This is a genomic window from Anaeromicropila populeti (genome assembly GCF_900112775.1).
Lineage (GTDB): Bacteria > Bacillota > Clostridia > Lachnospirales > Lachnospiraceae > Anaeromicropila_A > Anaeromicropila_A populeti.
The window spans coordinates 83,342-99,036 of the sequence record NZ_FOYZ01000006.1; the positions used below are offsets into that span (position 1 = coordinate 83,342).

At 36.1% G+C, this 15,695-nt stretch carries 16 protein-coding genes; 15 read left to right on the forward strand and 1 reads right to left on the reverse strand.

The genetic code is table 11. From position 1 onward, the window contains the following. Positions 1-17: 17 nt before the first annotated feature. The 6 genes from BM305_RS08940 (at position 18) to BM305_RS08965 (ending at position 9,270) form a co-directional block, all read left to right on the forward strand. Positions 18-503 carry a methylglyoxal synthase gene (locus BM305_RS08940; RefSeq protein WP_092560362.1) on the forward strand — a complete coding sequence of 162 codons (486 nt, stop codon included), beginning with the start codon at positions 18-20 and terminating at the stop codon, positions 501-503. 185 nt (positions 504-688) lie between these two features. After that, on the forward strand, positions 689-2,392 hold the full coding sequence (locus BM305_RS08945; RefSeq protein ID WP_092560363.1) for a methyl-accepting chemotaxis protein: 1,704 nt from the start codon (positions 689-691) through the stop codon (positions 2,390-2,392). Between the two features lie 110 nt (positions 2,393-2,502). Continuing rightward, on the forward strand, positions 2,503-2,706 hold the full coding sequence (locus tag BM305_RS08950; RefSeq protein WP_092560364.1) for a hypothetical protein: 204 nt from the start codon (positions 2,503-2,505) through the stop codon (positions 2,704-2,706). A gap of 109 nt (positions 2,707-2,815) precedes the next feature. Next, positions 2,816-3,520 (forward strand): histidine kinase, encoded by a 705-nt coding sequence (locus BM305_RS19480; RefSeq protein WP_242940503.1) that lies wholly within the window; start codon positions 2,816-2,818, stop codon positions 3,518-3,520. A 16-nt stretch (positions 3,521-3,536) separates the two neighbouring features. Then, the gene (locus BM305_RS08960; RefSeq protein ID WP_092560365.1) at positions 3,537-8,606 is read left to right on the forward strand and encodes a DUF4132 domain-containing protein; all 5,070 of its coding nucleotides are present in this window, start codon (positions 3,537-3,539) and stop codon (positions 8,604-8,606) included. Between the two features lie 64 nt (positions 8,607-8,670). Further along, the gene (locus BM305_RS08965) at positions 8,671-9,270 is read left to right on the forward strand and encodes a DUF4397 domain-containing protein (RefSeq protein ID WP_092560366.1); all 600 of its coding nucleotides are present in this window, start codon (positions 8,671-8,673) and stop codon (positions 9,268-9,270) included. Positions 9,271-9,357: 87 nt separating this feature from the next. Here BM305_RS08965 and BM305_RS08970 read toward each other — a convergent pair whose 3' ends face one another. Next, positions 9,358-10,248 carry an SPL family radical SAM protein gene (locus tag BM305_RS08970; RefSeq protein ID WP_092560367.1) on the reverse strand — a complete coding sequence of 297 codons (891 nt, stop codon included), beginning with the start codon at positions 10,246-10,248 and terminating at the stop codon, positions 9,358-9,360. 100 nt (positions 10,249-10,348) lie between these two features. On the opposite strand from BM305_RS08970, the gene BM305_RS08975 reads away from it, so the two are divergent. The 9 genes from BM305_RS08975 to BM305_RS19040 form a co-directional block, all read left to right on the forward strand. Continuing rightward, positions 10,349-10,693 (forward strand): arsenate reductase family protein, encoded by a 345-nt coding sequence (locus tag BM305_RS08975; RefSeq protein WP_092560368.1) that lies wholly within the window; start codon positions 10,349-10,351, stop codon positions 10,691-10,693. 16 nt (positions 10,694-10,709) lie between these two features. Continuing rightward, a complete protein-coding gene (locus BM305_RS08980) occupies positions 10,710-11,873 on the forward strand; it encodes a serine hydrolase domain-containing protein (RefSeq protein WP_092560369.1) in 1,164 nt (387 codons plus the stop codon). 15 nt (positions 11,874-11,888) lie between these two features. Then, positions 11,889-12,707: an ABC transporter permease gene (locus tag BM305_RS08985; RefSeq protein WP_092560370.1), complete on the forward strand. Its 819-nt coding sequence runs from the start codon at positions 11,889-11,891 to the stop codon at positions 12,705-12,707. Between the two features lie 6 nt (positions 12,708-12,713). Further along, complete coding sequence (locus BM305_RS08990; RefSeq protein WP_092560371.1) at positions 12,714-13,496, forward strand: ABC transporter permease; 783 nt, start codon at positions 12,714-12,716, stop codon at positions 13,494-13,496. Between the two features lie 3 nt (positions 13,497-13,499). Then, positions 13,500-14,501 carry an ABC transporter ATP-binding protein gene (locus tag BM305_RS08995; protein WP_092560372.1) on the forward strand — a complete coding sequence of 334 codons (1,002 nt, stop codon included), beginning with the start codon at positions 13,500-13,502 and terminating at the stop codon, positions 14,499-14,501. Between the two features lie 80 nt (positions 14,502-14,581). After that, positions 14,582-14,815, forward strand: a complete 234-nt coding sequence (locus tag BM305_RS09000; protein WP_092560373.1) for a DUF4176 domain-containing protein — start codon at positions 14,582-14,584, stop codon at positions 14,813-14,815. 75 nt (positions 14,816-14,890) lie between these two features. Then, positions 14,891-15,223: a hypothetical protein gene (locus BM305_RS09005; RefSeq protein ID WP_092560374.1), complete on the forward strand. Its 333-nt coding sequence runs from the start codon at positions 14,891-14,893 to the stop codon at positions 15,221-15,223. Between the two features lie 13 nt (positions 15,224-15,236). Beyond that, a complete protein-coding gene (locus BM305_RS09010) occupies positions 15,237-15,425 on the forward strand; it encodes a hypothetical protein (RefSeq protein ID WP_092560375.1) in 189 nt (62 codons plus the stop codon). A 31-nt stretch (positions 15,426-15,456) separates the two neighbouring features. Further along, on the forward strand, positions 15,457-15,695 hold a 239-nt coding region (locus BM305_RS19040; RefSeq protein WP_177214648.1), incomplete at its 3' end, for a hypothetical protein.

Below are 15,695 nucleotides of genomic sequence, written 5' to 3' on the forward strand. Positions count from 1 at the left end.
TGTAAAGGAGACATACGATGGTAAACGACGATTACATTTATTTTACAATACCAAAACAGAAGCATATCGCGTTGATTGCTCATGATAATATGAAACAGGAATTGGTTGCGTGGGCAGAAAGAAATAAGGATATTTTAAAAAATCATTTTTTATGTGGAACAGGAACTACGGCAAGATTAATTGCTGAAAAAACTGGATTACCAGTAAAAGCTTATAATAGTGGTCCTCTTGGTGGAGATCAACAGATTGGTTCCAGAATTGTAGAGGGAAACATTGATTTTGCAGTGTTTTTTTGGGATCCATTAGAGTCACAGCCTCATGATCCCGATGTGAAGGCATTGCTAAGAATTGCAGTCGTATATGATATTCCGATTGCAAATAATAAGTCCACCGCAGATTTTCTTTTAAGCTCAGAATATATGTTAAAAGAGTATGAAAGAAAGGTTGAGAATTACAACAAAACAATTCAAAAGCGTTACGACAGCTTTTGTGAAGAAATGTAGTAAATGAATAAAAGAAGCATGAGCAGGGTATGACTGTGAATGCTTCTTTTTATGTGATAATCGTTCAAATTATGCGTGATTTTCCAGATGGTTTACACATAAATATTTATATGATAGAATGACTAAGAAGTTTTGAGGTATAGAATGGGACAGGGAGAACAGAAGATAAAATAGGAGTGGAACAAATGAATTTATCAATTAAGGCCAAGGCATTACTCTTCGTGGAAGTACTTTCGATTGTTTTGTGCATTTCCATTGGCGTATTTTCTATTTATGAGTTATCAAAAACGGGAGAAAAATTAATTGGGGAACAGGCATTGTCTATTGTTAAAACATTTAGCTATCAGCTGGATGGGGATGAATTTAAACGACAAGCAGAGCTTCAGAATGAATCTGACGATACTTTTCTTAAAATGAACGATTTAATACGGCAGGTGAAGGAGAGTACAGGATGCACGTATTTATATACGATGACAAAGGTTAGTGATGACGAATATAGCTATGTGTATAGCAGTGATGAAGAAATTGTACTTGGTGAGGTGGAAGAGGTTGACGAGTACGATGCAGCTTTTTTTAATGCAATGGATAAAGGGCTTAGTGGTTATACAGAAGTCGGGGGAGACCCAGAATATGGGAGAATGCTTAGCGCGGTAGTACCTATAAAGGATTCTTCCGGGCAGGTAGTGGGGATTTTAGCCTGCGATTTTCTAGTAAATGTTATTTCACGTGAAATTAGTTATGCAAGGAAAGCAATGGTGGCACTGGCTTTGGTTATATTGATTATTTCCAGTGTAGTTACCTGGTTTTTTACTAAGAAGTTGTTTAAGCGGCTTAGCTGCATAATTGAATCCACTACGCAGATTGCAGAAGGTAATCTGACAGTAAGACTTCGTGATATTAGAAAAGATGAGTTTGGAATACTTGCAGAAAATTTTAATCATATGGCAGAAAAGCTTCGTCTTTTAATTGGTGAAATCAAGCAGATGACATATGTTCTGGATCAAAGTGCAGGTAGCTTATCCGCAGCATCCAATGAGGTATCGGTATCTGCAAATTCAGCTGGAGGATACATTGGAGAAATAAACAAGGGCATTTTAGAACAAACGGAAGAACTGGATCAGATTCATGTATTTATAACAGACTTTGGACAAAACATGGATGACATGGTAGTGCGTATTAGAAATATCGAGAGTAACACAGGAAATATTTCTGATAAATCCACAAGTGGAACTGCTGCAATACAAAAATTATCAGCGTCGGTTCTACAAGTAGAGGATACATTTTCTAAAACAAGAGATAAGATTCGTTCTCTGGATGAAAGTATTCATAAAATTACAGAAACAACAGCATTTATTAGTAATATAGCAAATCAAACGAATCTGCTTGCGTTAAATGCGTCCATTGAAGCAGCAAGAGCTGGTGAGGTGGGAAAAGGCTTTGCTGTAGTGGCAGAAGAGATTAAAAAATTATCAGAGGAAACGAAATTGTCGTCCAATAAAATTGCAAAGGTTATGGAAGAGATTTCAACTGAAACTGCATTGGTGCTAAATGATTTCTCAGATTTGGATAGTAGGATTGAGGAGGAAATGAAAGTTTCAGATGAGTTTATGTTGACATTTCGGGAAATTATGGGCGAGGTAGGTGAAATGATTCCTCAGATTAAATATGTTGCAGATAAAATGACGGTATTAAGCGAAGATAAAGGAGAGGTTGTTTGCAAGATAGAAGCAGCTTCGACTATATCAAGAGAAATATTAGAAGCATCGAAAGATATATATGCATCTTCCCAGGAAATACATGCAGGCTCAGAGGAAGTGGCATCAAGTGCGGGATTGCTAAATAACATGACCAATACCGTAATTGAAAAAGTCAGTGTATTTCAGATTTAAAGAACAGATAATAATGTTTTATTCATAATTATTCATAAATATCCTCTTTTTATTTAAAATTCTTACGGTATGATTTAAGATAAGAATAGAAAATGAAAAGAGGATTTTTTATGTGGATAAAGAAACTAAGAAAAAGAAAACTGCAAAGTATTCTGATTGTATTCATTATTATGTTATGTAATATGCTGATGACAAGCTCTCTTGTTATTATGAGCTCGTGGAAGGCACCCTATAAAGAACTGGTACAAGAATGTGGTTCTCCAGATTTAAAACTGTATTTGCATCAGGAAAAAAAGGAACAGGCTATAATTTAAAAGAAGGAGAGTGCCTTATTCCAGCTGTTTTGGCAAATTAAAAGAACCAGGTATTCACAAAGGAGCAGATATATGATAAAATCTGGGGTATGAATGAGTTCGGAGACATATGAATCAAAAAGCATTTTTTAAAAGGCAATGTATGCTTGATTTGGTAATCGTGATTGTATTAGGAGGGGGATTTGACAAGTTCTGGTATGGGAAAGTAAGGTATCCTGTTGTAATTACGGATACCAGCGGAGTAATTGTATATAGTGAGGAAGAAGCCTTAAAGCGAAGTGAAAAGGAATTAATTACATGTATTTCCCATGACTTTAAGGCCCCTATTTCTACAATAAAGGCATATGGAGGGAACAGAGTTTATTGTCTGGATTCCCGTATAGAGGAGGAGAAAATGCGCTTAAAAGTAAATGTAAAGCATCTCGGTAAGAGGAAAAACACAGTAGATGCTGCCTATTTTGAATTGGAGAAAACGCCAGGAACAGTTGGAGAACTAATTGAAGAAACGGTAAAGGCGTGTGTAAAGGAATATCAGGAAAGACAGGAGAAGAAGGAAGTTCTGACGGTGTTTACCAAGGAAGAAATTGAGGATAAAGCTATGTCGGGAAAGGTTTCTTTTGGTGTTAATTATGGAACGAATGTCCCGAACGAAAAGGATGCAGTGGAGAATGCAAGGCAGTCTTTCTTAGATGGTATAGTGGTTATATTTATAGATGATGTGGAACAGGAGCATCTGGAGGATAAAATAATCCTTAAAGAAGATACCAGTGTGACATTTGTACGTATGACAATGTTAAGTGGAAGATTATGGTGATGAACAGGAGAAGACTATGAAAGAATATAATTACACAACGCGAAGACAGCTGCTGGATGAGTACAAAAAGAGATGGGAAAAAAAGTGTTCCACTGTTAGTGAGGAAGTAAAAGAACTGTTTAAGGAAAATAATACCAGTTATTATGAAGGTAAGTTAGAGGTTGAAAAAGTAATTGCCGCTATGAAAAAACAGGATAATTTATGCCCAAGTCAGTATATGGAAGAGAACTATAAGGAACTGATAGACTTATATGTTCCTAAGAAAGAACAAAAGGATTTTTATTATATTATTGATAAGTATAATAAATTTCAGTATGCAGAAGGAATAAGCCGCCGCAGTGTCAGAAGTAAAGAATATGAACCTCATTTTCATACAATCTTTCGTCTGCTGGATACTTATTATCAATTTGGAATTTATGAATGTGATTTGAATAGTTATCTCCTTGATCAGATGGATGAGGAAAAGAGAGATTATAAATATAACTATGGATATTACAGCAGGCTAAATCAGCTGGACGATATAATTGCAGCAAAACTTGATTTGGGTGATGCTGTTTTGAAAAAATCCATACAAGATATGATACTCAGCGAAAATAATACAGGGATTGTTACTACAGATATCATTCGTGGAATTATAAAAAGTGATGATAAGGATTTACATACGTTATTAGGAGATTTTCTATTAGCAGCAAGGCTTCAGGAGGGCATACGGCAGGCAATTTGTGAAAATATGGATTGTGGTGTGACAGAAGCTTTTCTGACTCTTTTTGATGTGATATATGAAAATAATCTGATACGTTTTTCTTCTGTAAAAAGAGCAATTGCAACATGGACGGGCATTTGTGACGAAAATAATGTGGACAGAATCACAGGAAAAATGTTAGACCTAATGAAAGAAGGCGTTCATAATAAGGAAAAGGCTCTTGCGTATACCAAGAGTAATGACAGCATTGAAATTATGATTGGTTTGTGGTCACTTGGTTTTTTTGAGGTTGGGGACGCTGTTGAAGTTATGAAAGAGTACGTAGAGTCTGGAACAAAAAATCAAAAGCTGACTATGTCCTATTATAACCGCTGTTTGTCCTATCAAAGATTTAGTGAAATTGCAGCAAAAAAAATGATAGAAAAGCATTATGAAGATATGGAATTTGTGGCTGCTTTTATACCCACTTATTTAAGCGAAGTAGAAAATTTGGTATATCATGCAATGAAGAGTAAAACAGCAGAGAATGGAACAGTAGAAAAAATATATAAAAAGGTTCCAGTTACAGAATTGTTTGAATCGAGAGAAGAGGCACAAAGTCATTTTGAGATGCTGAAATACATGTATGAAAAAATGAAAAAGAAGAAAATGGAGTATAATCCATGTATTTTTCCATGGTACAGTATCAGCATAAGTAAAAGTCAGCTGGCAAAAAGAATTTGTATGACAGCTTATATGTTACAGGAGGATTTGTATATTGATTATGCAGTTTCGGTACTTTCTGCTGTTGACAGCTCTGATTATTATTCGGGACGAGATTCTTTTTTGGAACTGCTTTTACATAACCCTAAGAACGAATTCCAAAAAGAAACATTGATCAAAGCTGTTTCAGACAGAGAAACCAGTACAAGAGAAACAGCATTTACTTTGGTAGAAAAGATGCAGTTGGAACAGCATCAATATATCATGTTGGAAGATATGATGAAATATAAGAATGCAGATGTCCGTAATTTTGTGATTGGTATGCTTTGTAAAAGAAATGGGGAAGACTTAATAAATTCTGTGGGCAGGCTTTTACAGTCTAAAAAGGAAGAAAGCAGAATTGGTGGATTGGATTTAGTACTTCAATGTCAGAAGGAAGAGTCACAAAAGCTGCTGACAGAAAGAATGGTTGAACTGGTAGAGGCAATAGAAAATCCATCAGCCAAAGAGCAGATACTGATTCAGGAAATCTGTGAGGGTGGTGTTTCAAATAGTATTTTAAATGAAAAGGGCTATGGACTTTATAATCCAGACGCATTGGTAGAAATTCCTGTAATGAAGGGAGAAGAAAAGGTATTTAAAGATTTCTTTAGTTTATCAAAAAAGAAAATACAAAAATTGTTTGATAAATTGGATCAATTTATTGAGGAACATAGAACATGCACTTATGAAAACCGATGGGGAGAAAAAAGACTTCTTGGAAATGGTTTGGAACAATTAACCTGGGGGGATGGGGTTGCCTATGCGGATCAATATCCGTTTAAGGAGCTTTGGTGTGAGTTCTATAATAAGGAAATCAAAGACTTTAGGACCCTTTATAATATGTATCTTGCAGTACACACTGGTTTAAAAGAAATTAATAATCAGGATGTGTATAAGAAATATGAGACTGCTATTTTTGGAAAAGCACTGGAAATTGACTTGTCAAGCTATAAATATGGCAGCGATGGTACCGGGGTGATTTATCAGGCGCTATGTATTATAATCAGCTTATACTTTGATGAGAAAACAGCGAAGGAGTTAAGCCGGAATATCTTGATATACATTATAGAGAGTTTTCCAGAAGAGGCATTATGGTATCAGGAAAGTAAATATCAAGAGAAAGTGTCATTCCTCAATTCCTATCGCATGAATAAAATATTAAGTAACTGGAGGTCATGGGATGGAGAAGAAGAATTTAAAATACATTTTTATCTGTTTTATCAGATAGATCAGAAGTTCCAGTTGAATGGTGCCAGGACAGATCAAAATGGACATCAGGTTTACTGTTCTACCCAGCTTAATATATTTGATTATATTATGGCATATTGCTACAATCTTATTTCAAAAGATGAGGTATATAAAGCTTCTTTTGAGTATTTCCGTTTGACAGAAACTATTAAATCGTATTCTTATTTGTTGATGGAAACGGTACCTTCGTATGATAAGGAGAAAACAGAACCTTATGGATTGGTTGGAGAAATCAACAAAGAAAGTCCTTTTTGTAAAGCAGGGATTTCCTTTTACAAAAATATCATTGATGTGATTTTAAATGTTGAATTGAAGCGTGGAGATACACCAACAATTTTTTCAGAGAGCATTTTGAAAATAAATGAAATCTATGGAATGGAGAGAATGGTTGAAGTATTGACGGCTTTAGGCAAGGATAAGCTCGACCGAAATACGGATACCAGATGGCGAACAGATACCAGAAAAAGTTCTTGTCTTAGTCATTTATTGCAGGTATGTATTCCGAATCCAGAAGACAAAGCAGAGACTTTAAAGGAATTGTTAACAGGAAGGGAAATTACAGAACAGAGACTAGTAGATACCGCTATGTATGCTCCACAGTGGATAGATATCGTGGAAGAATATCTAGGCTATAAGGGGCTGAAGAGTGGATGTTATTATTTTATGGCACATATGAGCGAGTATTTTGATGAGCGAAAGATGGCTATGATTGCCAAATTTACGCCACTTTCCAGGGAAGAGCTGTACCGTGGAGCATTTGATTTAAATTGGTTTAAAGATGCCTATAAGCAATTAGGAGAAGCTGTTTTCTCTATGCTTTACGAAGGTGCAAAATATATTTCGGATGGAAGCAAGCATGCCAGAGCAAGAAAGTATGCAGATGCTGCCCTTGGAAAGGTATCTATTGCAGAGTTAGAGGAGGCAGTCAATGAAAAGAGGAATAAGGATCTGGTTATGAGCTATGGGCTAGTACCTCTTTCTGGTAAAAAGGACATGCTTCACCGTTATGTGTATCTACAGAAATTTTTAAAAGAAAGTAAGCAGTTTGGTGCGCAAAGAAGAGCAAGTGAGGCAGAGGCGGTGGAGATGGCCATGAAGAATCTTGCAATGGTAGCAGGCTATAGTGATGTTATGCGACTGACACTTTCCATGGAAACGGAACTGATAAAATCTTGTGAAAATTATTTTGAGTGGAAAGAGCTTGGAGAGGTATCATTAAGAATTCAGGTAGATGAGTTTGGAAAAAGTTCTATTTGCTGTATGAAGAAAGGAAAGGCTTTAAAGTCTGTTCCAGCTACATTGAAAAAGGATGAATACGTGGCTGCTATGAATGAGGTCCATAAAAAATTGAAGGACCAATATTCCCGTACGGTGAAAATGTTTGAGCAAAGTATGGAGGACAGAGAAGTATTTCTTCTCAGTGAAATTCTGGAGTTAAATGAAAATCCAGTGGCTGCTCCTATTATTCGTAATCTGGTATATGTGACAGTAGGAAAGGAAGACGTTGTTTTAGGATTTCCATCTAAGTCTGGTCTTGTGGATTATGCTGGAAACGAACAGCCGGTTACTAAGAAGGAAAAAATTCGTGTTGCCCATCCATTTGATTTATATCAGGCAGGATACTGGACGGAATATCAGAAATATTTCTTTGAAAGTTCTGAGGGAGATTTGGTGAGGAAGCAGCCATTTAAACAGGTTTTCAGGGAACTGTACGTGAAAATGCCTGAGGAACAAAAGAACAGAAGTTCTCAGATGTTTGCAGGAAACCAGATTCAACCTCATAAAACAGTAGCTTGTTTAAGAGGAAGGAGATGGATTGCTGACTATGAAGAAGGGCTTCAAAAGGTATATTATAAAGACGATATTGTGGCAAGAATATATGCCATGGCGGACTGGTTTTCCCCAAGTGATATAGAAGCACCTACTTTAGAATGGGTCGATTTTTCTCATAGAAAGACGTTTCAATCACTTACCATTGAAGAAGTTCCAGATATTGTGTATTCAGAAGTCATGAGAGATGTGGATCTGGCTATCAGCGTTGCACATGCTGGCGGTGTAGACCCAGAAACAAGTCATTCTACAATAGAAATGAGAAGTGTTATTGTCGGATTTAACCTTCCGATGTTTGGAATCAAAAATGTTACTTTGGAAGGCAGTCATGCCATTATTAAAGGAACTAGGGCTGAGTATAGTATTCATCTTGGAAGTGGTGTGATTCATAAAATAGGAGGTCCACAAATTAATGTTCTGCCAGTACATTCTCAGAGCAGAGGAAAACTGTTCCTTCCGTTTATTGATGAAGATCCTAAGACAGCTGAGATTATGTCGAAAATAGTACTATTTGCGAAAGATGAAAAAATTAAGAATCCATTTATTTTAAATCAGTTATAATTTTGTAACCCTCATTTGCAAATATCATATAGTAAAGTATGATTTTGAAAAATGAGGGATTGAAATGAATGATAATTACGTCCGCATAATGCATGCAGTTCCAGATGCACCGGGAGTAGATATTTATGCAAATAATAGATTAATAGTTGAAAATATTGCATTTGGTGAATATACACCATATTTAAGTATTCCAGATGGTGAGTATAACATAACTATATTTCCAACTGGAACCAACACTACTCCTGTTTTAAATAAAATATTAAATGCAGAAAATGATGTTATGTTGACGCTTGTGGCAGCAGGAACTTTAGATGAAATAGGATTATATGCTATCTCAGATAAAGAAGACTCTTCCAAGATGAATCAGGCAATGGTTCGTTTTGTGCATCTTTCTCCAGATGCACCAGCTGTTGATATTACGCTTCCAGATGGAACAGTAGTATTTGGAAATGTTTCATTTATGGAAATGACGCATTATATGGAAGTTATGCCAATGGACTACACACTTCAAGTAAGAGCAGCTGGAACGTCAGACGTAGTGTTAACAGTACCAGGCTTGACACTTATGCCAAATCAGAATTATACGGTTTATGCAATAGGATTTTTAAATGGAGAACCAGAATTAGAGGCTTTGCTGCTAGAAGATGGAAATGTGGAAATGTAAGAATAGATAATTAAGTCTACTTAATAAAGCATAGGAAGAGGTTTTGTTGAACTTTCAACAGGGCCTTTACTTATGCTAATATAAGTACTAAAAATCAAACAAACTTAACTGACGTGGGCGTGGAAGTGATTTATAAGTACGTATAATATCTGGCATTTTATAAAGAAGACCATATTTTTCGCACTCTTTTGCAAACAGCCCCCATAGTTTTCTTGCTTTTGGACTGGTACAACAATAGCGGTTACCATAAGTACGCATATATTTATCTTGTAAAGAAGGAAAGTGCTGCTGAAGCATGTTATAATAGTGATCACGCTGATTAGAACGAAGAGTGACACCAAAGGAGGCGTAGACAAACTTTGCTCCACATTCATAGGCTTGTTTTACAATGGAGAGAATATTTTCTTCAGTATCCGTAATAAAAGGTAGAACAGGCATTAGCAATATGCCAGAATAAATGCCTGCATCTGATAATTTTTGAACTGCTTCAAATCGTTCTGATGAGGACGCAACATTGGGTTCAATTATTTTGCACAGTGAGGCATCAGCTGTAGTAATCGTAATCTTACAAAGGACAGGAGAAAAATCTTTTATTTCAGTTAATATATCTATGTCACGAGTTACAAGAGGACTTTTGGTTGCAAGTGCCACACCAAAATCAAAGGCACTGATTAACTCTAAGGCATGACGAGTCAGCTGTAGTTCCTTTTCAAATGGATTATAGGGATCACTCATAGAACCTATTCCAACAACTCCTTTTTTGGTTTTACGTCTAAGGTCATTACGAGTAAGTAAAAGAGCATTTTCTTTTGCTCGCACATTATCAAAATTTTCAATTCTATAGCAGTCGCTTCGGCTGTCACAATAGATACAACCATGACAGCAACCCTTATATATGTTCATAGTATAATTTGTTCCAAACCAGTTAGGATTAGTTTGATAGTTGGATACAATTGTTTTGGCTGGAATATAATCCATACACATTTCCCCCTTAAATATAGAGATTCTTAATATTATTCAGTATATCCTAATATAGAAAAATATGCTATAATATTTTGAAAGTAAAGGAGGACAAACTGTGAATATACAAATATTTGGGAGAAGTAAATGTTTTGATACAAAAAAAGCAGAGCGGTATTTTAAAGAAAGAGGAATTAAATATCAGTACATTAATTTGGCAGAAAAGACAATGAGCAAGGGAGAATTTCAAAGCGTAAAGCAAGCGCTGGGCGGATACCAGAATATGATTAATTCTAAGAGTAAAGATAAGGATACAGTAGCACTGCTTCAGTATCTGGCAGAAGAAGATAGAGAAGAAAAATTAATGGAAAACCAACAGGTACTCATTACACCTATAGTTCGGAATGGAAAGCTGGCAACAGCGGGATTCTGTCCGGAAGTATGGAAAAACTGGATAGAATAAGGAAGGAGATATCGAGATGAAAATTATAGAAGGAACCGTATCATTTACACCAGAAGAGGCTGGTTATGACGGAACAAGATTAGAAAAACTGAATGAACATTTTATAGAAATGATCTCTAAAAAGGAAATCGTATCAGGAAGTTATTGTTTATCTAGAAATCATAAGGTGTTTGTTGACAATGCAGTAGGAAAATTTAGCTGTGAAGAGGATGATGACAGGCCATTTACACCAGATACTATTTTTGGGATTGCTTCTATTACAAAGGTATTTACAGCAGTGGCAATATTAAAGCTTGCGGAGGATGGAAAGCTTCGTCTTGACCAGGGAGTGGGAGAATTTCTGGATGAATTTAATACACCACCTTATAATACCGTTCAAATATGGCATTTGCTTACCCATACGTCTGGTTTAATTGCAGATCCTGGTGTCCATGAAAATGGTCATTATGTAGGCTGGTGGGAAATGATAGAGGAGAATAAGCCAGAGTCTTGGATAAAGGCTGTTTTGAAGCTGGGTCTGCATAGTAAGCCAGGGGAAGAGTGGAGCTATGCGTCTATAGGATATATGATATTAGGGGAATTGATTACCAGAATAAGTGGTGTACATTGCCACCAGTACATAGAAAAAAATATTATAGAACCATGTGAAATGAAGGATACCAGGTTTGGACAGAAATATGAGTGGGCAGACAGGTATAATATGCCTGCGGAATATAGAAAACAAAAGGTGGATCAGTTAAAGAGAGATAAGAAAGATCCAGATGAGGAGGATATCATACCAAGTACTGGCGGGGGCATTTATTCCACCTGTAATGACTTAATTAAATTTGGTAATATGCTTTTGAATAATGGAACTTACAATGGAAAAAGAGTAATCGGCAGGAAGGCACTGGAAACAATGCGGCGTGTTCATACTTCGGACAAAGTAATCAGTAATTGCTGGGGAGCTAAGGCGGAGCCACATCCATATGGATTAGGCCCAGAGGTAGTCCAGGCAGATTGTAAGTCACAAATGATTACACCAGGTACTATCAGCCACGAAGGTTTTGGTACATGCTGTCTGATGATAGACTATGAAGAAAAATTTGTTGCCGTATGGACGGCTCAGTTTTACGAAGGAGACTGGTATGCACATGGATTAAGAAATGTGGCATCGATTATCTGGTCAGGTATCCTGTAAAGAGGTAAATAGAAGATGAAAAAAGTATTACATTATTATAATGTAGCAAAAGAAGTGGCGCTTGTAACTTACAAAGAATGGAGTGCGTATCGTACCCACTCTATGATTTCAATTATTGTAGGACCAGTTTATTTTCTAGTACAGTATTTTATCTGGACAGCAGTTTACGGGGGAAAGGAAACACTAAATGGAATGGAACTACAGCAGATGCTTCGCTATTTTGGAGCATCTGCGCTAATTGGATATTTAACGATGGATTTTGCTGATTGGAATCTTCAGATGCTTGTGAGAACAGGTAAATTCGTAACCTTTCAGTTAAGACCAGTGCATCATCGATTTTTTGCATTATCTCAAAAATTAGGTCACAGGGTGCTGGGACTTTTAGTAGAATTTATACCTTGTTTTTTTATTTTTCACTTCATATTTCATATAAATATGGTTCCTGAATACATAGGCTGGACGGTGCTTTCTGTTCTGCTTGCTTTTTTCATGAACTTTTATGTGAATTACTGCATTGGCTTAACTGCATTCTGGCTTGTACAGTCTTCTGGAATCCGCAGTGTATTTCAGGCTCTTGCCAGCGTATTTTCAGGGGGACTTATTCCACTGGTGTTTTTTCCGAAATATATGCAGAAACTATTATTTTTTCTTCCGTTTCAATATATTTTGTATGTACCATCCAGAGTCTTTTCTGGAAGTTACAGCTTGGCTGGTATATCTATGAAGATTTGGCAAATAGTACTTTTACAAGGCGTCGCAGTCGTAATTACAATGCTGCTAAGTGAAATATTATATCGAAAGTCCTTGAAAAAATTCACTGCGGCAGGAGGGTGAAAAGGTTTGAAAAAATACATAATCTTATATAGAGAATCCATTCGGATTGCTTTTGCAGCTGCCAGTACCTATCGGGCAGATTTTATTTTACAAAGTGTAATTATTATTTTAAGCAATATTTTATTTCCACTGATGACATGGTTAATCTATGGAGCAGGTGCTTCTTTTGAGGGGTGGACATTGTACCAGGTACTTTTAATACAATCTGTTTTTACCATGTCAATGGGGGTGTCCAGCATGCTGTTTACTGGAATCGTCTGGAGTACGATGGAGCATGTAAGGGAAGGAACATTGGAAATTATACTGATAAAACCAGTGGATTGTATGGGATATCTTTTGGCTGCCACATTCAGCATAGAAAATATAGGAGTAGTATTTGGCGGTGCTGTTCTTTTTGGTGTGGCGCTTTTCCATCTCCCAGTTCCCAACTTGTTTCTGTGGTTCCAGTTTCTATTTTTGTTTCTATTAGGAGTATTAGTTATGTTGGGGATTAATCTGCTGATGGCAGCGACTTCTTTCAAGTGGGTGGCTAACTCTAGAATTCCAGAATTATATCAAAGTGTACTGCGCTTTGGGAACTATCCTCAAAAAATATTTTCTAAATCCATTCAGGCAATTACGTCTTTTCTTATACCAGTTGCTATGGTTGGATTCTTCCCAGCTGCGGCATTGCTTCAGAAAACAGATTCTAAAATGTACATAGCTGTTTTGCCTTGCATCTTATTTGCATGGGTGGGGATTGCCCTGTACAAATACATGATTAGACAATACGAAGGAGTAGGGGGCTGAAAAATGGAAAAAATTATTACGGTAGAGAATTTATCCAGAAAATATGTTACCTATACAAGAGGAAGTGGCTTTCGAGAAAGCCTGAAAAGCTTTTTCAGACGGCAAAAGGTATCTGTTGATGCCGTTAAGGATGTAAGCTTTTATGTAGGAAAAGGAGACATCATTGGAATTTTAGGACCAAATGGAGCAGGTAAATCTACCACAATCAAAATGCTGACAGGAACCTTATATGCAAGCACAGGAAATATTCAGGTAATGGGGTGTGATCCATGTAGAAACAGAACTGAATATGTGAAAAATATAGGGGCTGTTTTCGGACAAAAAAGCCAGTTGGTTTTTGATATTCCGCCTATAGACAGTTTTCGGATGAACAAAGCAATTTATGATATTTCAGACAAGGATTATAAGGAGAGACTTGATTTACTAGTAGAACTATTGGGACTTGAGGACAAAATTTTCCGACCTACACGTGTTCTTTCTCTGGGTGAGCGTATGAAATGTGAGTTTATTATGGCTATGTTGCATAATCCTGATATTGTGTTTCTGGATGAGCCAACCATTGGACTGGATGTCATTGCAAAGCAGACAATCCGCGATTTTATTAAGAAAATGAATGAAAAAGGGACTACGTTCATTTTAACGACTCATGATTTGCAGGATGTGGAACAGCTGGCAAAGAACATAATCATTATTAATAAAGGGGAAAAAGTATTTGATGGTTCCATTGATGAGTTAAAAAGAAACCTGGGTAATAAAAAGATTATTGAGCTTACGTTAACTAAAAAAGCAGATGTTAATAGAACTGGTGAAACATATGATTTAGGAATAGAGGGGGCAGCTGTAATTGCAGTAGAGGAGGAACATAAGCTTACTATTGAGGTAGATATTGACAGAATCTCAATTAATCAGTTTATTATCCGATTAGCAGAGCTTTGTGAATTTTCTGATATTTCAATTAAAGAACTGCCTATGGAAAAGGTTATCACTACCATATATAAGGGATAGTATGGAGTGGAATATCTTGACAACAAAATTGCGAAATTCTATAATTAATATACAAAATATGAAAAAGTGGAGGATAACAAATGAAAAGAATGCTTCCATTGGGAACGGTATTAAAGCTTAATCCAGCGGAAAAGGAAAAAGTAATGATTGTTGCTCGTTTAGTTAAGAAAACTGAAGATAGTGAGGTGATATGGGACTATTGTGGATGTAATGTGCCGCAGGGACTTGCTGACAATAAGTTAATCTATTTTCAACATGAGCAGGTTAAGCAGTTAATTTTTTTAGGACTACAGGATGAAGAGGAATTAGCATAATCTTTTCCATTGGGGGAAGAAAGAGAAAAACTGAATCATACCAGCTTTAATTAAGAGGAAAGGGGAAGTTACCATATGTCAGATAATACAGAAACTGGACTTGAGTTGGATCCTGCATATGCGGAAACATTATTTCATGCAATTAACGAAAAATTAGTTGTTAGTTCTTGTGAAAAAATACAAGAGGCAGAGCAGTTAATACGGACATGTATGGAAGAGCATGTGAAAGGAAATTTTGCCGATCAGCTAAGTAGTATGATTACAAATTCATTAAATCCTATTGTTATTAATGAATTATTTTATTTTGATGTATTCAATATGTGTGAATACTTGATATATGCAGCAGATACTATATGTGAATTGGATTTACGGTTATCTCAGGATTTAAATGTGACAAAGCAAAAGTAAGGGGAGAATATTGATGACAGATAAGGAAAAGGAAAAGCAGAGGAGAGAAGAGGAGGAAAGAAGGGAAGAAGGGAAGAAGAAGCAAAGCAGAGGGAATATGAAAGATTGTCCAAACAATATAATGAGGCAAAAGAAATGGAAGAGAAATATTATCAGAAACTTTATATCGAGAATATTTGACATATGGTACACGAGCATATAATATACATAGACAAATGATGGAGGTATGGTAAATGAAATGTGATTTTTACATAAACCCCCAGGCGGTTGCAGAAACGATCGATAAGCTAGATTTGGTGATTCAAGATATTATTTCTAATCTTAAAGAGGTAGAAGCAATTATTGCACAAAATGATACAAAGAAATTATGGAAAGGAAAAACATGGGATAGTTTCCTGGAACAGTATAATCAATGGCACGAGTTATATTATCAGAAAATTTCGGAGCTGATTCTATTTCAGTATTGTTTAGT